Source organism: Pontibacter ramchanderi (assembly GCF_002846395.1).
Classification (GTDB): Bacteria; Bacteroidota; Bacteroidia; order Cytophagales; family Hymenobacteraceae; genus Pontibacter; species Pontibacter ramchanderi.
This window is the reverse complement of the sequence record NZ_PJMU01000002.1, coordinates 216,547-233,912: the sequence shown is the minus strand read 5'-3', so window position 1 is coordinate 233,912 and position 17,366 is coordinate 216,547. Positions and strand designations below refer to the sequence as shown.

General features: G+C 53.2%; 15 protein-coding genes. 7 read left to right on the top strand and 8 right to left on the bottom strand.

The window, feature by feature from the left end:
• Positions 1–136 precede the first annotated feature (136 nt).
• Positions 137–2,851 carry a PQQ-like beta-propeller repeat protein gene (locus tag BD749_RS07815; protein ID WP_101443850.1) on the top strand — a complete coding sequence of 905 codons (2,715 nt, stop codon included), beginning with the start codon at positions 137–139 and terminating at the stop codon, positions 2,849–2,851.
• Here the strand turns inward: BD749_RS07815 and corA are convergent.
• Both corA and BD749_RS07805 read right to left on the bottom strand, forming a co-directional pair.
• Entirely contained in the window at positions 2,848–3,975 is a 1,128-nt protein-coding gene (gene corA / locus BD749_RS07810) for a magnesium/cobalt transporter CorA (RefSeq protein WP_101443849.1), read from the bottom strand. The two genes, BD749_RS07815 and corA, sit on opposite strands and share 4 nt — an antisense overlap.
• 502 nt (positions 3,976–4,477) lie before the next feature.
• Entirely contained in the window at positions 4,478–5,077 is a 600-nt protein-coding gene (locus tag BD749_RS07805) for an IMPACT family protein (protein WP_101444693.1), read from the bottom strand.
• A 183-nt stretch (positions 5,078–5,260) separates the two neighbouring features.
• Here BD749_RS07805 and BD749_RS07800 point away from each other — a divergent pair, with 183 nt between their 5' ends.
• The 6 genes from BD749_RS07800 (at position 5,261) to BD749_RS07775 (ending at position 12,521) form a co-directional block, all read left to right on the top strand.
• Entirely contained in the window at positions 5,261–5,674 is a 414-nt protein-coding gene (locus BD749_RS07800) for a sugar 3,4-ketoisomerase (protein WP_101443848.1), read from the top strand.
• 13 nt (positions 5,675–5,687) lie between these two features.
• Positions 5,688–6,809, top strand: a complete 1,122-nt coding sequence (locus BD749_RS07795) for a DegT/DnrJ/EryC1/StrS family aminotransferase (protein WP_101443847.1) — start codon at positions 5,688–5,690, stop codon at positions 6,807–6,809.
• A complete protein-coding gene (locus BD749_RS07790; protein ID WP_101443846.1) occupies positions 6,802–7,770 on the top strand; it encodes a glycosyltransferase in 969 nt (322 codons plus the stop codon). The genes BD749_RS07795 and BD749_RS07790 overlap by 8 nt, the downstream gene beginning before the upstream one ends.
• A 250-nt stretch (positions 7,771–8,020) precedes the next feature.
• Complete coding sequence (locus BD749_RS07785; protein WP_101443845.1) at positions 8,021–8,998, top strand: acyl-ACP desaturase; 978 nt, start codon at positions 8,021–8,023, stop codon at positions 8,996–8,998.
• Between the two features lie 195 nt (positions 8,999–9,193).
• Positions 9,194–10,294, top strand: coding sequence for a vWA domain-containing protein (locus BD749_RS07780; RefSeq protein WP_101443844.1), 1,101 nt, complete (start codon positions 9,194–9,196; stop codon positions 10,292–10,294).
• A gap of 706 nt (positions 10,295–11,000) precedes the next feature.
• Positions 11,001–12,521 carry a sigma 54-interacting transcriptional regulator gene (locus BD749_RS07775; protein ID WP_101443843.1) on the top strand — a complete coding sequence of 507 codons (1,521 nt, stop codon included), beginning with the start codon at positions 11,001–11,003 and terminating at the stop codon, positions 12,519–12,521.
• 109 nt (positions 12,522–12,630) lie between these two features.
• Here the strand turns inward: BD749_RS07775 and BD749_RS07770 are convergent, their stop codons facing one another.
• From BD749_RS07770 to pxpB, 6 genes are read right to left on the bottom strand one after another with little or no spacing between them, the layout of a single operon-like run.
• Entirely contained in the window at positions 12,631–12,921 is a 291-nt protein-coding gene (locus BD749_RS07770) for a hypothetical protein (RefSeq protein ID WP_101443842.1), read from the bottom strand.
• 56 nt (positions 12,922–12,977) lie between these two features.
• Positions 12,978–13,562 (bottom strand): hypothetical protein, encoded by a 585-nt coding sequence (locus BD749_RS07765; RefSeq protein WP_101443841.1) that lies wholly within the window; start codon positions 13,560–13,562, stop codon positions 12,978–12,980.
• Between the two features lie 36 nt (positions 13,563–13,598).
• Entirely contained in the window at positions 13,599–14,789 is a 1,191-nt protein-coding gene (locus tag BD749_RS07760; protein WP_101443840.1) for an NRAMP family divalent metal transporter, read from the bottom strand.
• On the bottom strand, positions 14,786–15,565 hold the full coding sequence (gene pxpA / locus BD749_RS07755) for a 5-oxoprolinase subunit PxpA (RefSeq protein ID WP_101443839.1): 780 nt from the start codon (positions 15,563–15,565) through the stop codon (positions 14,786–14,788). Before pxpA ends, BD749_RS07760 begins: the two co-directional genes overlap by 4 nt.
• Positions 15,562–16,569 carry a 5-oxoprolinase subunit C family protein gene (locus BD749_RS07750; RefSeq protein WP_101443838.1) on the bottom strand — a complete coding sequence of 336 codons (1,008 nt, stop codon included), beginning with the start codon at positions 16,567–16,569 and terminating at the stop codon, positions 15,562–15,564. Before BD749_RS07750 ends, pxpA begins: the two co-directional genes overlap by 4 nt.
• On the bottom strand, positions 16,559–17,293 hold the full coding sequence (pxpB, locus tag BD749_RS07745; RefSeq protein ID WP_101443837.1) for a 5-oxoprolinase subunit PxpB: 735 nt from the start codon (positions 17,291–17,293) through the stop codon (positions 16,559–16,561). The genes BD749_RS07750 and pxpB overlap by 11 nt, the downstream gene beginning before the upstream one ends.
• Between the last annotated feature and the right edge of the window lie 73 nt (positions 17,294–17,366).

The window sequence follows — 17,366 nt, the reverse complement described above, 5'->3', positions numbered from 1 at the left end:
AGCCCTGCCAGGTATAAGCCAGAGCCGCCAAACAGGTATAGCATCAGGATATTTTCTGTATGAAATGGGACAGAAGCAGACAGGTTCGGGTGGTTTCTAATTTTTTCGGTTAATTTGTAGCCTCATACACCCCGCTATGCCGAAACGCATTGTCTTTTTCTTCATCGCATTCGTAACACTGGCCTCCCTGGTCTACTATGGCTTCAGCAGGTGGCAGGATGCACAGCAGAAGGTGGACCTCTGGACACTGGTGCCCGAAACGGCGGCTTTTGTGGTAGAGACCAACAACCACAACGACCTGAAGAAACACCTGGAGGAGACCTCGCTGTGGGAAAGCCTTTCGGGTCTGCCCGTGGTGCAGCGCTTTCAGGAGAACATGGCCATGCTCGACAGCGTGGCGCCCGGTAACCAACGCCTCGACCGTTTTCTGGACAAGAAGCATATCCTGACGTCGGTGCATGTGCTTGGTAAAACCGACGTGGAGTTCGTGTACTACATTCCGGTGGTATCCGTTGGCGAGCACCGTTTTCTGCGCACGCTCACCGAGAACATCGTGAAGAACCCCATGTTCAAGGAGAACACGCGTGAGTACCAGGGCATGCTGCTCACCGATGTCACCAATACCCAACTGGGCAACAGCTTTACCTTTTTCTCTTATCACAACAACCTCATCCTGAGCGCCTCTCCTGTGCTGGTGGAGGAGATCGTGCGCCGTATCAACCGGGGCAAGCTCAGCTCCATAGCCGCAGACTATGCCAAGGTGAACTACCTGAGCCAGGCTGATGTGTACGCCAACGTGTTTGTGAATTACCGCGCCCTGCCTGACCTGTTTGGCCTTTTCGTGCAGGATGACCTGATGCCACAGGTACGCTACCTGAGCAGCTTTTGCCGCAACGCCATGCTGGAGCTCAAGCTTGACCAGAACAAGATTTTCCTGAACGGCTTCTCTAACCCGGAAACCTTAGAGGGCTCTTTCCAGACGCAATTGCAGCCCGCCAAACCGCGTCCGCTCGACATCAAACTGCTGCTGCCAACCCGTACGGCGGTGCTCATGCACTTCGGGGTAGGGGAGGTGGCCCGCCTGCGCGACGGCAAGGCGGAGACCGACGCCTTCAGCCCCTCCATCGACAGCCTGGCAGGCTCCTTCAGCCAGGAGATTGCACTGGCCTACATGGAGTCGTACAACATGAACACGAGCCCCGACAAGCTGGTGATTGCCCGCATGGAGAGCAGTGGCAGAACCGGTGCCCGGCTACAAGCCCTGGCAGAGCAACTCAGCAAGGCCCGGAACGAAAAGATCTATACCGAAAAGTACGGCAACTATACCTTGCAACTGCTGGATATGGAGAACCTGCCCGGTCGTTTGTTCGGCAGTCTGTTCGCCGGTTTTGAGCAAAGCTACGTCCTGCAGCTCGATAACTACATGATCTTCTCGCCGGAGATTGCCAGCCTGCGCGCCCTCATCGATGACATCAATGCCGGCGAGGTATGGGGGCGCTCTGTGGCTCAGAAATCCTTTCTGGAGGAAACGCTGCAGGAGGGGAATTTTAGCCTATACATGAACACCGTGAATGCCTGGTACATCCTCAACCGCTATGTGCAGGAAGAAAACCGCGAGGACTTGCTGCAGCACTCCAGCCTGATCCGGCGGTTTAACCAGGTGAGCGTGCAATTTGCCCGCGCCGAGAACCAGTACTATACAAGTGTACTGTTCCGGAGACAAGAGCGCCACACCGAGGGTGGCCAGGAGGGCTTTGAAGAAGAGCTGACCATTCCGTTTGCGAGCCGCCTTATTTCTCCGCCCTATCCGATCCAGAACGCCATAGACCGCAGCCGTGAAGTGGCGGTGCAGGACTCGATGCAAGTGCTGCACAACATTACCGCTACCGGCAGCCGAGGCTGGACCGACACACTCCAGACCCAGGTGCGGGGTGGCCTGCAGCAGGTAGAGCTCGGTAGCGACAAACGTTTGCGCTACGTTTTTGCCACCGCCACCCGCATACAGGCCATCGACAACCTGGGCCGCAACCTGGAGCATTTTCCGTTTAACGTGGGCGACACGCTGCGCCTTCAACGCCTGGCTGTGTTCGACTTCCAGAAGAACCGCGACTACCGATTTTTGGTGGATGATGCCTTGGGCAATCTCTACATGTTCGACACACGCGGCAACGCTATACCTGGCTGGCAGCCCCGCCGCATGGACTACCGCCTGGCTGCCACGCCGCAGCACGTGCGCGTAGGTGGCCGCGATGTGATTTTAGTGCTGCTCGAAAACGGCTACATCTACGCTCTCAACACAAAAGGAGACACCTACCCGGGCTTTCCGTTCAGCTTGCGCGTTCCGATAACCTCGGAGGGGGTGATACGGGCAGGTGCCGACCTGCGCCGCTCTGTGGTGACGGTCGTGACGCGCTACGGCGAGGTGGTAGAGTTTAACCTGCAGGGCCAGGTGGTAAAGCGGGAGCAACTGCCGCGCCCGAGCAAAAGCGCCATGTTCGATCTGTTGCCCGATGCCAGTGGCCGTTCCTTCATTATTGTGCGCCAGGACCAGGGCAAGGTTACGGCTTTCGACCAGGACCTGAAAGAGCTGTTTGAGAAACGCTATGTAACCTCAGCACCCAAGACCGTGCAGTACTTTAACTTCGGAGGGGGCAATCAGGTATACGCCATTACAGAGACCGGCCCGCAAAAAACCTACCTATACGGCCCTGATGCCCGCCTGATTGGCGGACGATCCCTGGAAAGCAACCAGGCTGTGAGCATTCACTATAACGAGGTGGGCAACAACTACTCGGTCTACAAAGTGTTCCGCAATGAGCTTCAGAAGTTGAATTTTAAGCTACCGAATTAAAAACTCTTGAACCAACCTTTCTTGTAAAACAGGTATAGCTGCACTACCACCAGCGTGGTCATCAGGATGATCAGGATCGGGTAGCTGTAGGGCAGGTATAGCTCGGGCATGCTCAGATGGAAAACCTCACCTGTTTCCGGGTCTTCGCGCGAGAAGTTCATGCCGTAAACCCCTGCAATGAAGCTGAGCGGGATGAAGATACTCGAGATGATGGTAAGCACTTTCATGATCTCGTTCATGCGGTTGCTCACCGTAGACATGTACAACTCCACCAAGCTCGTCGACATTTCCTTGTGGCTGTCAATGAGGTCGATGAGCTGGATGGTGTGGTCGTAGGCGTCGCGGAAGTATACTTTGAGGTTGTCGGGTATTATGTCGGCGTCCATGCGTAGCAGCTCGTTCATTTTGTCACGCTCCGGCCAGGCGATGCGCCGCAGCTTTATCAGCTCGTTTTTCAGATCCAGGATTTCCCGCAGGGTCTGCTTCGAGGGTTTGTCCAGAATCTTCTGCTCCAACTCCTCGATGTAAACACCAATGGCACCCATCACCGGGAAATAATAGTCGAGCACCACATCCAGAATGGCATAGACAAGGTACATGGGTGGGCGTTGCCGGATGATGCCCTTGCCAACGCGGATGCGCTCGCGAAGCGGGTCAAGGCAGTCTTCGTAATCGCTCTGCAGTGTAAGGACATAATTAGGCCCTGAGAAAACAGAGAGCTGCACATCTTCGAGCGTGTGGTGCTCTGCGTGCCAGCGCAGCATGCGGGTGATGATGAAGAGGCGGTCATCAAGCTCGTCTACCTTAGGGCGTTGGTAATCGTTGATCACGTCTTCCATTTGCAGCGAGTGGATGCCGAAGTCCTGTTTGAGCAGCTCCAGCATGGTGAGGTCGGCGTAGCCCCGAATGTCGATCCAGTGTGTTGCGTCGGGCCGGGCTTTTACCTGCTGCACAAGTTCGGCATACGATACCAGCTCCTGCTCTTTGAAAAACTGCTCGTTAAACGACATCAGGAGGTAGCGTGGGGCATGTGCCTCTGCAGGTATAAAAAGGGAGCCCGGGCTAATGCCGAGTTTGCGGTCCAGGATTTTATGTCGGGAGCGGTGTCGTTTCTTTTTGGCCATAAGGGTGCTTGGGTGTGCTGCTGTTGTACAAGGTAATAAAAATTAGGTTTTGCCTTTGGGTAAGTTTGTAGCTGGTGGGAGTGCAGTTGCAGGTATGGCGCGAGCGTCCGCGCTCGAGACTGGTATCGTTGTACCTCCCCGAGACTGTGCTCGGGACAGGCTGGCCCAGGTATAGGTATTACCGCAAGTTTAGCGTCAGCGCAACTTGTCGTTGCATAAGGGGTAAGTTTGTAACTGGCGTAGCGGCTGCTTTGCAGGTATAGCAACAATGCTACTGCGTAGCTGGCTTTTAATCGTCAAAGGCGCATCTGAGACAGCTAATTGTTTCATAACTAGCTGATAGTTAGTCTTGTTATACCTGCCAGGGGGCATGTGCTACAGCGCTTTTTCCTTAGAATGACAGCTACATAAAGTCCCCCTTGGGTGTAGGGGCCCTCGACAAAGAAGGAGCAGGGGGATGTTAATCGTGCACGAAATTTGGGATAGGGCCCCATGAAAAGACTCACACAACCTCTACAGCAACTCCGTCTATACCTTCCAGCTTCCCTGTTACTTCCTGCTGCAGCTTCTTGCGCACCTCCAAAGTCAGGCGACAGTCGAGCTCGAACTGCTGGTTTTTTACGCCGAGTTCGTACTCTTTTATCAAACTCATCACATCATTCATCTGTGGGTAAGCGAAGTGTACCTGCAGCAGCGAGGTTTCGTGTCTTTCGATGATGGTGGCGTTGCTCAGGGCTTCGGCAGTGGATGTTTTGTAGGCGTTGATCAGGCCGCTGACGCCGAGTTTGGTGCCGCCAAAGTAGCGCACTACTACCACCAGCACATTGCTTAGGTCGAAGGAACGGATTTGGCCCAGAATGGGGTCGCCGGCGGAGTGGTTGGGCTCACCGTCGTCGTTAGCGCGGTAACGGCTCTTGTCGGCCCCCAGGCTGTAGGCGTAGCAATGGTGACGGGCGTCGTAATATTGCTTGCGAAGATCGGTGAGGACCTCCTTCACTTCATCTTCTGAGTACACCGGGTAGGCCAGTGCAATAAACTTACTGCCTTTTTCTTTGTAGAGGCCTTCGGAGGGGGCTTCGATGGTGCGGTAGGTATCTTCCATAAACGTAAGGGGGCGTGGCAACTTCTCATGGCGCAAGTGCAGGGCTGGCGCCAACACAGCCAGCACAGGCCCGGATGCTGTCTTGCAAAGGTAACACAAGCCTGGGCAAGCGCCAAGCAAGCCCCTTTTATAGGCACATTAACTGAAATTGTTTTAATTTGTGGCTGCACTAAATTTTACCTTTTGTCTGCCACGCCATACCTGATCCGCTTTACCGAAACCGGTAGCCCCGCCATAGGCTTTATCGCCTCTACGCAACTGGCTCAGAACATACCTTTTGCCATCAAGCGGGTGTTCTGGACCTACGGCACCCCGGCCGGTGTGCTACGCGGGCAGCATGCCAATAAAGCCACAGAAGAGGTGCTGGTAGCTGTAACTGGCAGCATCCGGGTAGAGACCGACAACGGGAAAAGCAAGCAAACTTTCGAGCTAAATGATCCGTCGGAGGGGCTATACCTACCCGCCATGTGCTGGACCGATCTGCACTTCGCTTCGGGCACGGTCGCCGTCTGCCTCACATCCACCGATTTCGAGGAGTCCGACTACATCCGCGACTACGCCACCTTTCAAAGAATGGCTGCGCATCTGGCCTTGTAAACTGCTTAGACCTATGCTCACCACGCCAGTCCCTTATTTTGCTTTCCGACATTTTCCGGCAGGTATAGACCAGCAGGTAGAGCTGGCACTATTGCGTGCGCTGCGCGGGCAGCAGTATATTCTGGGCCAGGAGGTAGAAGCTTTCGAAGGCGAATTTGCCAACTACCTGCAAGCGGGTGCGGCCATCGGAGTAGGCAATGGCTACGACGCACTGGTGGTGGCCCTGAAAATCCTGGGTATAGGCCCCGGTGATGAAGTGATCGTGCCCGCCAATACCTTCATTGCGACAGTAAATGCGGTGGTTGCCGTGGGGGCTATACCTGTGCTGGCCGAGCCCGATCCGTATACCTGTAACCTAACGGCCGCTGTAGCAGCGCGGCACATTACAACCCGTACCAAAGCCATTATACCGGTGCATCTATATGGTCAGGCTTGTGAGATGGACGGGTTTATGCAACTGGCCGCGCAGTGTCAACTGACTATCGTAGAAGATTTTGCCCAGGCACAAGGAGCCCGCTACAGAGGTCGCCCGGTCGGGAGTTTCGGTCGCGTAAGCGCCACCAGTTTTTACCCGACCAAAAACCTGGGCGCCCTCGGCGATGGGGGAGCTGTCGTTACTTCCGACCCTGCATTGGCGGCTTATGCCCGCATGTACTGCAACTATGGGCAGCGGCAGAAATACCATAACCAGATCGTAGGCATTAACTCCCGCCTCGACACCCTACAGGCTGCCGTGTTGCGCATCAAACTGCAACACCTCGACGAACTCAATAGCGAGCGGCAACGCCTGGCACAGGTATACCTGAGCGCCCTGCCAGGTATAGGCGATATCAAACTGCCCGTCACATCCCCGGACTGCACCCATGTATACCACATCTTCAATATCCGCACAGCGCAGCGTGACAGGCTGCAGCTATACCTGTCGGAGCAAGGCATACAAACGGCTATTCACTATCCGGTGCCGGTGCATTTGCAGGAAGCTTATACCTGGCTGAAGTATGAAAGAGGCAGTCTGCCGGTGACAGAAGAACTGGCTGAAACAAGCCTGAGTCTGCCGCTTTACCCGGGTATGACCGAAGCTGAGCAGGAGGCGGTTATCACTGCCATTCACACATATTTTGAGCGCCATGGTTGAGACAGCCTCATTGCCGTTGGTGTCGGTTATCTGCCTGTGCTATAACCACGGGCGTTTCATTGCGGAGGCATTGGATTCGGTGCTGGCCCAGACTTATCCCCATCTGGAAATCATCATCATGGATGACTGCAGTACCGATAACAGTGTGGCCATTATAAAAGAATATTGCCTGAAATACCCGCAGCTCACCTTCCTGAGCACAGGCACCAACCAGGGCAACACAAAGGCCTTCAACTTGGCCTGGCGAGCCTCCAAAGGCGAATACATCATCGATTTTGCTACCGACGATGTGTTGCTTCCCGAGCAGGTAGCGCAACAGGTTGCAGCCTTCCAGCAGCTGGACAAAACATACGGTGTCGTTTACTCAGATGCCGAATACATCGACGATAACGGCAGGCATGTGCGCTTTCATTGCCAGCGCAACCAGGCAGGCGAAGTTATTTCATTTGCTCCTTCCGGCAACATTTTTCACCACCTGCTGGGGCGCTACTTCATTTGCCCGCCCACTATGATGATGAAGCGGCAAGTGTTGCAGGACTTGGGTGGCTACGACGAAGCGCTGGCCTATGAGGACTTCGACTTCTGGGTGCGCTCCGCGCGCAGCTATAAGTACTTTTTTCTGGATGCACTTACCACCAAACGCCGCCTGCACGGCAGCTCACTTTCGCAACAATTGTACAAGCCCGGCGACAAGCAGTTGGCTTCGACGGTGTTGGTTTGTGAGAAAGCACTGCAGCTGGTGCAAAATCCGGAAGAGAGAGACGCCCTGACCCGTCGGTTAAAGTATGAAGCCCGCCATGCCTTCCTGACGGGCCATTACCAGCAGGCCGAGCAATTTCTGAGCCTGCTGCGGCAGCATGCCGGGCTAGGCCCCGTATACCGCACCCTCCACCTTCTCAACAAGCTTAAAGTAGATTTGCGGTTCCTTAGAGTGCTGTATCACAGCATTTTAAATCGCTGAAATTGCACTCTGTCATGGACTTGCTATAGATTGTAACCAAACATGTAAACTGTTTTATATTTCTGCGTAAGAATAGGTTATCCCAGGCGTGTTTTAACGGTTTCGTGCTTGCTGAGTGGCAGTACAAAGTTGGAGTGCACTCCTGAATTCGAACTCCTTTTTTAGCAGTTAGTTAACTTAATGTTAAGCTGCCAATGACTATTAGAGCATAATTACCTATATTTGAAGTTCAATCGCCTAAAACAACACCATGATTACAGCCATTGCCTCCCGTGTAGAAGTCATGAAATGGATGGAAAGCTTTGTCCAGGAAAAGATGACAGAGTTTTTGAAATCTGTGGAAGACAGTTGGCAGCCAGCTGACCTGCTGCCAGATGCCCGCATGGAGAATTTCTTTGAAGAAATTAAAAACCTGCAGGAACGTGCCCGCGACCTGAGTTATGACCTGCTGGCCGTGCTGGTAGGAGATACCATTACCGAAGAAGCACTCCCGACTTATGAAAGTTGGCTGATGTCGATCAAGGACGTGCCAAGCAACGAGGACAGCCCTTGGATGAAGTGGAACCGTGCCTGGACAGCGGAAGAAAACCGCCACGGCGACCTGCTGAACAAGTACCTATACCTGACTGGCCGTATCAACATGCGTGAAATGGAGGCGTCCACGCAATACCTGATTGCCGATGGCTTTGACCTTCAGACCGATAACGACCCGTACCGCGCTTTCGTGTATACCTCATTCCAGGAAACCGCTACTAACCTGTCGCACCGCCGCGTAGCCCAGATCGCCAAGAAACAAGGCGATGGCATGCTGGCAAAACTGTGTGGCTACGTGGCTTCTGACGAGGCACGACACGCCAAAGCGTATAAGGCCTTTGTGGGCAAAATATTCGAAGCTGATCCGAACGAGATGATGCTGGCCTTTGAGGACATGATGCGCAAGAAGATCGTGATGCCGGCGCACTACATGCGTGAACTGGGTGTGGATATGGGCAAAACCTTCGGCCATTTCACCGATGCTGCCCAACGCATCAACGTATACACCGCCCTCGATTATACCGACATCTTGCGCGATCTGGTAAAAGAGTGGAAGCTCGAAACTGTTTCTGGTTTGAACGATGCCGGCGAGCGTGCCCGCGACTACCTGGTAGCCTTGCCAGATCGTTTGAAGAGAGTAGCGGAGCGTATGAGAGCACCACAACTGGAGTATAAGTTCCGTTGGATTGACTAAGTAGCAGAAGCTATTTTTATAGAATAGGGGGCAGGTTGCGAAAGCAGCCTGCCCTTTTTGTTTGGCTGGTATCGATAGGGTGGGTATAGCGGTACTCTGCATTTTGAAGCTACCAGCTATTAAACCCGTATAAGAACCGTTGTGCAAGAACAAACGGCTGCGCTGCGTTGTTAGGTTATAAATCAGGAGAGAGATATGAGTATAGGGTATAGATTTGCAGAGTACATACCGCCGCAGGACGACAAGCAGGGATTCGAATCCTTGCTGAAGATCTTTTTGCAGTTGGTTATGATCACGTCCGGTGATGTGGCAGAAGCCTTGTCTTGGTTGAGTTCGCTTGATAAGCAGTATGGTCTCACGGGCGATGATTATGGCATCGGCGATTTTATTGAAGACCTTAAAAAGAAGGGCTACATCGACGAAAATCCGCAGGAAGAGGGCGTTCTGAAACTCACTGCCAAAAGTGAACAGAACATTCGGAAGAGCGCGCTCGAGGAGATATTTGGCAAGCTGAAGAAAGGCGGCAAAGGTAGCCATGCCACACCCCAGACAGGTATAGGAGACGAAACCAGCACCGATCGCCGCGAATACCGTTTCGGTGATGCGCTGGAGCAGATCTCCATGACCGACTCCATCCGCAATGCCCAGATCAACCACGGTCTTTCCGACTTCCGCCTGACCGAGCAGGACCTCGAGATCACGGAAACGGAGCACAAAACGCAGTCTTCCACCGTGCTGATGATCGACATTTCGCACTCCATGATCCTGTACGGCGAAGACCGCATTACGCCGGCCAAAAAAGTAGCGATGGCGCTGGCCGAGTTAGTAAAGCAGAAATACCCGAAAGATACACTGGATGTGATCGTGTTTGGAAACGACGCCTGGCAGATCGAAATAAAGGATTTGCCCTACCTAGAGGTGGGGCCGTACCACACCAACACGGTGGCCGGGTTGGAGTTGGCGATGGACATCCTGCGGAAGCGCAAGACGCCGAACAAGCAGATTTTCATGATCACCGATGGCAAACCAACCTGCCTGAAAGAAGGGGTTCACTACTACAAGAACAGCTTCGGGCTGGATCGCAAAGTAGTCAACAAAACCCTGAACCTGGCTGCTGCGTGCCGACGCCTTAAAATTCCGATTACCACCTTTATGATCGCATCCGACCCATACCTGCAGCAATTCGTAGACGAGTTTACCAAAGTGAACAATGGCCAGGCCTACTACAGCTCGCTGAAAGGCTTAGGGCACCTGGTGTTCCGCGACTACGGCCGCAACCGGAAGAAAAGCTTTTAAGTTGGAAAGTTTGGAAAGTAGAAAGGTAGAAAGTTGTAATGTCGGGGTACTATGCAGCATGATCGTTTCATTGTAGGAACAGGTCGCGACCTGTCCGAATCGTGCACCGAAAGAACTTGCGTTGTAAAAGAATTAAAGGCGATAGAGCATCCGTTTTAGCATTTCAGTTCTTCTGCCGGGCCTTAGATCTGTTTGCTACAAAGTGCAGAATGATCACCAGGGCAAATAGCAGATAGGCTAGGTGCGAACTGATTACATGGGAAATTCTTAAGATAAATGTTCCGACAGCAATAAGCAGCGAAAAAATTAAAAGCAAGGTATACAGTGTTGGTTTTTTCATGAACTAAATATATAGTTTTAACAAAGAAAAACAAATCACACTGTAAATATTTCAGTTAGAATTCGATCTAGCAGGAATGAACGATAAAGACATACCAGCCGAAATTGGCACCAGTTGAAATCACTTACGACTGTTTTTTTAAATGAACAAACATACAGAAACAAAAGGAGCAAGGCTCCCAAGGCAGTATAGTAGTAGGTAGTGCTCAGTTCAAAATATATGCTGGAAACGAAGGCGACCAAAACAGAAATAGGCCAATGATTTCCAATTGTTTATAGAGCGGGATCTTTCTTGTAAAACCAAGATACTTTTTTCGAAATGATCTCCGAAAATTTAACCGTTTAACAGTCATTCAACCGAAATAGAATGCAATACGAAGACATTAAAGCAGAGAACTTACTGAAGATAAAAACCCTGGGCCAGTTGCGTGCGGCCGGGTACGAGCCGCAGACTGTAAAGCAGGAACTGCGCCGGAACCTGATCCGGAAGCTACAGAGCAAAGAGCAGGTGTTTCCAGGTATATGGGGCTACGAAGAAACGGTGGTGCCGGACCTGCAGCGTGCCATCCTTTCCATGCATCATATTAACCTGCTCGGTTTGCGCGGACAGGCCAAGACACGGATTGCCCGCCTGATGGTGGACCTGCTGGACGAGTACATACCGATGGTGCAGGGCTCCGAGCTGAACGATGATCCGCTGCAGCCGCTTTCACGCTACGCCAAAGACCTGGTGCACGAGAACGGCGACGACACGCCCATCAGCTGGCTGCACCGGTCCGATAGGTATACCGAGAAGCTGGCCACACCCGACGTGTCGGTAGCTGATCTCATAGGTGATGCCGACCCGATCAAAGCCGCAACGCTGAAACTGCCTTACTCAGATGAGCGGGTGATTCACTTCGGTCTGATTCCGCGTTCTCATCGTGGCATTTTTGTCATAAACGAATTACCCGATTTGCAGGCACGCATCCAGGTGGCGCTGTTCAACATTCTGCAGGAAGGCGACATCCAGATCCGGGGTTTTAAGGTGCGCTTGCCACTCGACATTCAGTTTGTGTTCACGGCCAACCCTGAGGATTATACCAACCGAGGCTCTATTGTAACGCCGCTCAAAGACCGCATCGACTCCCAGATCATCACGCACTATCCGAAGTCCATCGAGATTGGCAAGAAGATCACGCAGCAGGAGGCGCACGTCAAAGACGAGCAGGAGCAGCTCGTAACGACCAACGACATCATCAGCGACCTGATTGAGCAAGTAGCGTTTGAGGCGCGGGAGAGTGAGTATGTGGATGCAAAGAGCGGCGTATCGGCCCGCCTGACTATTTCGGCTTTTGAGAACCTGCTGAGTGCCGCCGAACGTCGGGCTTTGCTGAATGGCGAGAACAAAACCTACGTGCGGGTATCGGATTTTCTGAACACCATACCTGCCGTGACGGGCAAAGTAGAACTGGTGTACGAGGGCGAGCAGGAAGGAGCCGGGCACGTGGCACAGGTGCTCATGGGCAAGGCCATCCGTGCCCAGTTCCTCAAGTATTTCCCTGACCCCGACAAAGCCAAAAAGTCGAAAGAAGGCAACCCTTATAAGAAAGTAACCGACTGGTTCGGAGACGGCAACACGGTGGATATTCTGAATGACGCCACCGCTTCGGAATACAAAAAAGCCCTGCAGGCTATACCTGGCCTGAGCGAGCTGGTCGAGAAATTCCGTTCTGATGCGAAAGGAGAGGAGAAGCTTTTCTTGATGGAATTTGCCCTGCATGGTTTGGCCGAGCACAGTCAGCTCAGCAAAAACCGACTCAGCACCGGCCTGCAGTTCAAAGACCTCCTCAGCGGTATGTTTACCATGCCAAGTTTTGGTGAGGAAGAGGACGAAGACGATTTTTAGGAGTTAGAAAGTTGAGAAGGTAGAAAGTGAAAAAGCCAGAAGCGGTGCATATATCGCTTCTGGCTTTTTGTTTTCTTGGAAGAAGGAAGGATATGGACTTTAGGATAAGCTATACCTGAAGCAAGGTAGTGACGAGGCTTTCCCACTCATCCTCAAGCGATGTATTAGGCCGCTTTTTACCGGCCCGGCTATACCAGTAGTCTGCGTTCCAGTTGTCGCCTTCCTGGCGGTGCAAGTAGGCGTGAATCCAGGCAGCGGTTTTATCCGGCAGGTCCTGTATGAGCACATGCGCCTTGTCCCAGTCGCCTTTCGCTTCGTGCCACAGCGCCTGCAGGTATACCGACGCCTTTGGTGGAGGTGCATCAACTGCGAGACTGGCTTTGAAGGTGGGGAGGTTCATGGGTTCAACCAGTTTAGCGTTTGTTATCAGTTGTGAATCAAGTGACTGTGTTGAACTTAAAAACCAATCCGAGAAAAATAGAAATCCTTATCATAGGTCCCATCAGATAATTTCCGGAAGTATATTCTGCCTTCCTCTTTGTTAATGATAATCTTCTGGGCTATAAAGTCAGTCCCAACTACAGGATAGTTTTTAAAAAGGATGGTGTCTCCCTTCAGCTCGTACTGTCCTTCTAACCTCTCTTCTCCAAACAGCCAGTTCGAGTAAATTGTATACTTCCCATTGCTGTACAGAGTTAAATCCATTCTGCTCCTATCGTCAAGGAAAGCGCCATCTAAAACTTTCTCGCCATCGAAAAGGCCATTTCGGGAGCCAAAGTGCAGCGAGTAAGCAAGTAAAACAGTCACAGACAAAAGCACAGGCAACCAGCTAGGCTGTTGCCCGGTCTCCTTTATTTTGATTACGATTAAAACGACCAGGCCAATGCTCCAGATCAGTGTAATAGCAATGGGTATGGAAATAAATATTTCATATAATAGCAAAATGTCACTTACCTCAATGAGATAAAGCGCATAGGATAAAGTTAATGTAAGTACCAGGAGGTATGCATAGAGGTTGACACTCGGGTTTTGTATTTTCATTTGCTTAGCTAAAGCGTTTAGTTTTTTAAAAGCAACTTACCCAAACAAAACCGGCAACTGCTTCACCAAGGTATAGCCACCCATCCACGCCATCACCAGCACCACCAGTATGCCAAAAATCGTCAGCCACAGCGGGTGCTTATACCTGCCGATGATCTTTGTTTTATGGGCAGCAATCAGGATGGTGCCAAGTGTGATCGGGAGGATGAGTCCGTTGAGGGCGCCCGCCAGGATGAGCAGGTGCACCGGTCGGCCGATGGTTACAAAAATGACTGTGGAGATGGCGATAAAACCGATGATGAACCAGTTCTCGTGTTGCTCGATGCTCTTGTGAAACGATTTGATAAAGGAAACCGAGGTATAGGCCGAGCCGATCACCGAGGTAATGGCTGCCGACACCATTACAATGCCAAACAGCTTATACCCGATATTTCCGGCCGCCAGTTGGAACACGGAGGCAGGCGGATTGCTTTCGTCCAGAATCAATCCCTTGCTAACCACACCCAGCGCCGCCAGAAAAAGGAAAATGCGGATAATGGAAGCCACGGTTATACCTGACACCGCGCTGGCGTTCACTTCTGGTAGAGCTGCTTCCCCTTTCACGCCAGCATCGAGTAGCCGGTGGCCGCCCGCAAAGGTAATGTAGCCGCCCACGGTGCCACCCACCAGGGTGATGATGGCAATGAGATCGATCTGATCTGGCACGAAGGTTTTGACCGCTGCCTCAGCCAGGGGAGGAGAGGAGGTGATGGCTACATAAACGATCAGCAAAATCATGAGCAGCCCCATGAACTGGGCGAAGCGGTCCATCACTTTCTTGGCCTCCCGCACCAGGAAAATGCCTATGGCAACGGCCGCTGCTATAATGGCCCCTAGTTCTGGCGTAATCCCGAAAAGCACATTAAAGCCGAGTCCGGCGCCACCCACATTGCCGATGTTAAAGGCAAAACCGCCGAGCACGATCAGTACCGCCACAAACAGGCCTAGGCCGGGCAGCACCAGGTTGGCAATGTCCTGCGCCCGCTTCTCCGACACGGCAATCACCCGCCACACATTCAGCTGCACGCCAATGTCGAGGATGATGGAGGCCAGAATGACAAAGCCAAAGCTCGCCGCCAACGATTGCGTGAAGACAGTAGTTTGGGTAAGGAAGCCCGGGCCGACGGCCGAAGTTGCCATCAGAAAGGCGGCCCCGAGCAGCACGCTCCAGTTGCGTTTCTGCTTCATGTGCGGAGCTTGTTTGGTGGGGCGAGTGCTATACCTTCCCGTTGCAGAGTTTCGTTGATGTGGCGGGCAAATTCCAGGGCATGCGGGCCATCGCCGTGTATGCAAACCGTATCAGCCTCTATACCTACCTCAACTCCCTGCTGCGACTGCACCTTGCCTTCGCGCACCATGCGCAGCACCTGGCTAGCCGCTTTGTCCGGGTCAGGAATGAGCGCATCAGGTTGGCGGCGGGAGGTGAGCGTGCCATCATGCTGGTAGGTGCGGTCCGCAAACACTTCGTGAGCAGCTCCTAGTTGAAGCCGGTTGGCAGCTTTGATCAGCTCACTTCCAGCCAGGCCGTACAGCAGCGCTTCAGGGTTTACCTTATAAATTGCCTCAGCGATGGCTTCGGCCAGATTGGTATCGGTAGCGGCCATGTTGTAGAGCGCCCCATGCGGTTTCACGTGGTGCAGCGTGCTGCCCTCAGCCTGCACGAAAGCCTGCAGTGCGCCAATTTGATACACCACCATGTCGCATACCTCCTCCGCCGAAACAGCCATGTTGCGCCGGCCAAAGCCCACTAGATCGGGCAGGCCGGGGTGAGCGCCGATGGCCACGTGGTGCTGCAGGCAAAGCTGTACGGTCCTGCGCATCACGCCCGGGTCGCCGGCATGAAACCCGCAGGCAATGTTGGCCGAGGTGACAAAAGGGAGGATCTGCTCGTCGTTTCCCATACGATAGGCGCCAAAACTCTCGCCCAGATCGCAGTTCAGGTCAACAGAAAGGGGTTTTTTCATTGGGTGTGTTTTAGGTGAATGGCATGTGCCAGCTGCGACAGATTTTGCTCCTGCCGGATGTAGAGCTGTTGCGCTTCTTCCAGCGACACTTCCTCAAACGAGATCGTCTGGCCCGGCACGACCTGCGCCAAGATAGGCAAATCGACGCTAACAACCTGCAGCATGCGCGGATAGCCGCCGGTGGTCTGGTGGTCGGCCATCAGCACGATCGGCTTGCCTTCGGGTGGTACCTGCACGGTGCCAAACGTAACGGCAGTCGAGATAAGCTCGGTCGGCTCACTCAGGTACAGCGAAACGCCCTGCAGCCGGTAGCCCATACGGTCCGACTGTGCCGATACCTGAAAGCGCTCTGTCCATACCTGCTCTCTGCTGGTTTCCGAAAAGAGTTCGAACTCAGGGCCTTTGATAGCCCGAAGGATCGGATTGGGGGCATAGGTGGGAAAATACTGCGGGTCGGGAGTCCAACTGGCGACAGTGTAGTCGTGGCCCTCGGTGTTGGCTGATGCCTGTGCGAACAGCGCTATACCTGTATCCGATGGACCAGGGCAAGGTATAAAGTCGCCGGCCTGCAACGCCCTGCCCTGGTACCCACCTATACCTGCCTGCAGGTAAGTGGCGTAACTACCCATCACCTGCGGTATCGCAAAGCCTCCTGATACTGCCAGGTAAGCACGGCAGCCTGATATAGGAGCTCCAAAGGTTAATGTACTTCCGCTCTTCACAAAAACGGGCCGCCATAGCCGGACTTTCTCTCCGTTAAGCTCCGCTGACAGATCAGCTCCGGTCAGGGCGATTAGCTGATCTTCGGTAAAATGGATAGTGGGTCCGATCAGGGTTATTTCCAGGGCGGCTTCCTCTTCATTATTTCCTGCCAGCATGTTGGCTACGCGGTAGGCAAAAGCATCCATGGCGCCGCTGGTGATGATGCCTTCTTTCTGATGGCCATACCTGCCCCTGTCCTGCAAGGTGGTCAGCAGGCCCGGTTTTACGATCTCAAGCCCCATGCGCCTTGTCCTTTAACTTCCAGTATTCCTTTTCTGAAATAGCCACGAACCTGATCTGGTCGCCGGCCTGTAACAGGCTGGGCTGCTCCCGGTTTGGGTCAAAAAGGCGAAGCGGCGTACGGCCGATCAATTGCCAGCCACCAGGCGTCTCAATGGGGTAGATGCCTGTCTGGTTGCCTGCTATACCTACCGAGCCGGCAGGTATAGCAGGCCTTGGGTTTTGCTTGCGGGGGGTAGCCAGCTTCTTGGCCATGCCACCCAGGTAGGGGAAGCCGGGCGCAAAACCGATCATGTATACCTGGTACTTGCCGCGCGTGTGACTGGCTATAACCTCCTGCGGACTGAGTTTGGTATGCCGGGCCACATACTCCAGGTCGGGCCCAAAAGAGCCGTTGTAACAAACCGGAATCTCCACTATGCGGGGAGCAGCGGCTTTGTCGTTCTCGCGGGCCACTTTGAGCATATACTGCAGCTGCTCAGTTACGTGGGTATAGGGGTTGTAGAAGCCTTGCTCACTTGCCTGCCAGGGGTCGTAATAGACGGTTACAGAATTGAAGGCAGGCACCTGCTCTACGAATCCGGTGAATGGATGGCGGTCGAGGTAGGCACTGAAGGCGCGCACTTTTGTATGGGTCGCTTTGTCGATGCTGTCGCCGAACTGCACCGTAATGGCGCTGTCGCCGAGTGGGTATAGCCGGAATAGCTGCATGTCTTTTTGCTTCATACCTGCGCTGACTAGTGTGACTCTGTATACCTGTGGGTAGCAGGTATAGTTAACCAAGGTACATAAAAAAACA

Excerpts from the sequence above, each read along its gene's own strand:
- BD749_RS07815 (WP_101443850.1), top strand. The coding sequence starts at position 137 with ATGCCGAAACGCATTGTCTTTTTCTTCATCGCATTCGTAACACTGGCC.
- corA (WP_101443849.1), bottom strand. The coding sequence starts at position 3,975 with ATGGCCAAAAAGAAACGACACCGCTCCCGACATAAAATCCTGGACCGC.
- BD749_RS07805 (WP_101444693.1), bottom strand. The coding sequence starts at position 5,077 with ATGGAAGATACCTACCGCACCATCGAAGCCCCCTCCGAAGGCCTCTAC.
- BD749_RS07795 (WP_101443847.1), top strand. The coding sequence starts at position 5,688 with ATGCTCACCACGCCAGTCCCTTATTTTGCTTTCCGACATTTTCCGGCA.
- BD749_RS07790 (WP_101443846.1), top strand. The coding sequence starts at position 6,802 with ATGGTTGAGACAGCCTCATTGCCGTTGGTGTCGGTTATCTGCCTGTGC.
- BD749_RS07785 (WP_101443845.1), top strand. The coding sequence starts at position 8,021 with ATGATTACAGCCATTGCCTCCCGTGTAGAAGTCATGAAATGGATGGAA.
- BD749_RS07780 (WP_101443844.1), top strand. The coding sequence starts at position 9,194 with ATGAGTATAGGGTATAGATTTGCAGAGTACATACCGCCGCAGGACGAC.
- BD749_RS07775 (WP_101443843.1), top strand. The coding sequence starts at position 11,001 with ATGCAATACGAAGACATTAAAGCAGAGAACTTACTGAAGATAAAAACC.
- BD749_RS07770 (WP_101443842.1), bottom strand. The coding sequence starts at position 12,921 with ATGAACCTCCCCACCTTCAAAGCCAGTCTCGCAGTTGATGCACCTCCA.
- BD749_RS07765 (WP_101443841.1), bottom strand. The coding sequence starts at position 13,562 with ATGAAAATACAAAACCCGAGTGTCAACCTCTATGCATACCTCCTGGTA.
- BD749_RS07760 (WP_101443840.1), bottom strand. The coding sequence starts at position 14,789 with ATGAAGCAGAAACGCAACTGGAGCGTGCTGCTCGGGGCCGCCTTTCTG.
- pxpA (WP_101443839.1), bottom strand. The coding sequence starts at position 15,565 with ATGAAAAAACCCCTTTCTGTTGACCTGAACTGCGATCTGGGCGAGAGT.
- BD749_RS07750 (WP_101443838.1), bottom strand. The coding sequence starts at position 16,569 with ATGGGGCTTGAGATCGTAAAACCGGGCCTGCTGACCACCTTGCAGGAC.
- pxpB (WP_101443837.1), bottom strand. The coding sequence starts at position 17,293 with ATGAAGCAAAAAGACATGCAGCTATTCCGGCTATACCCACTCGGCGAC.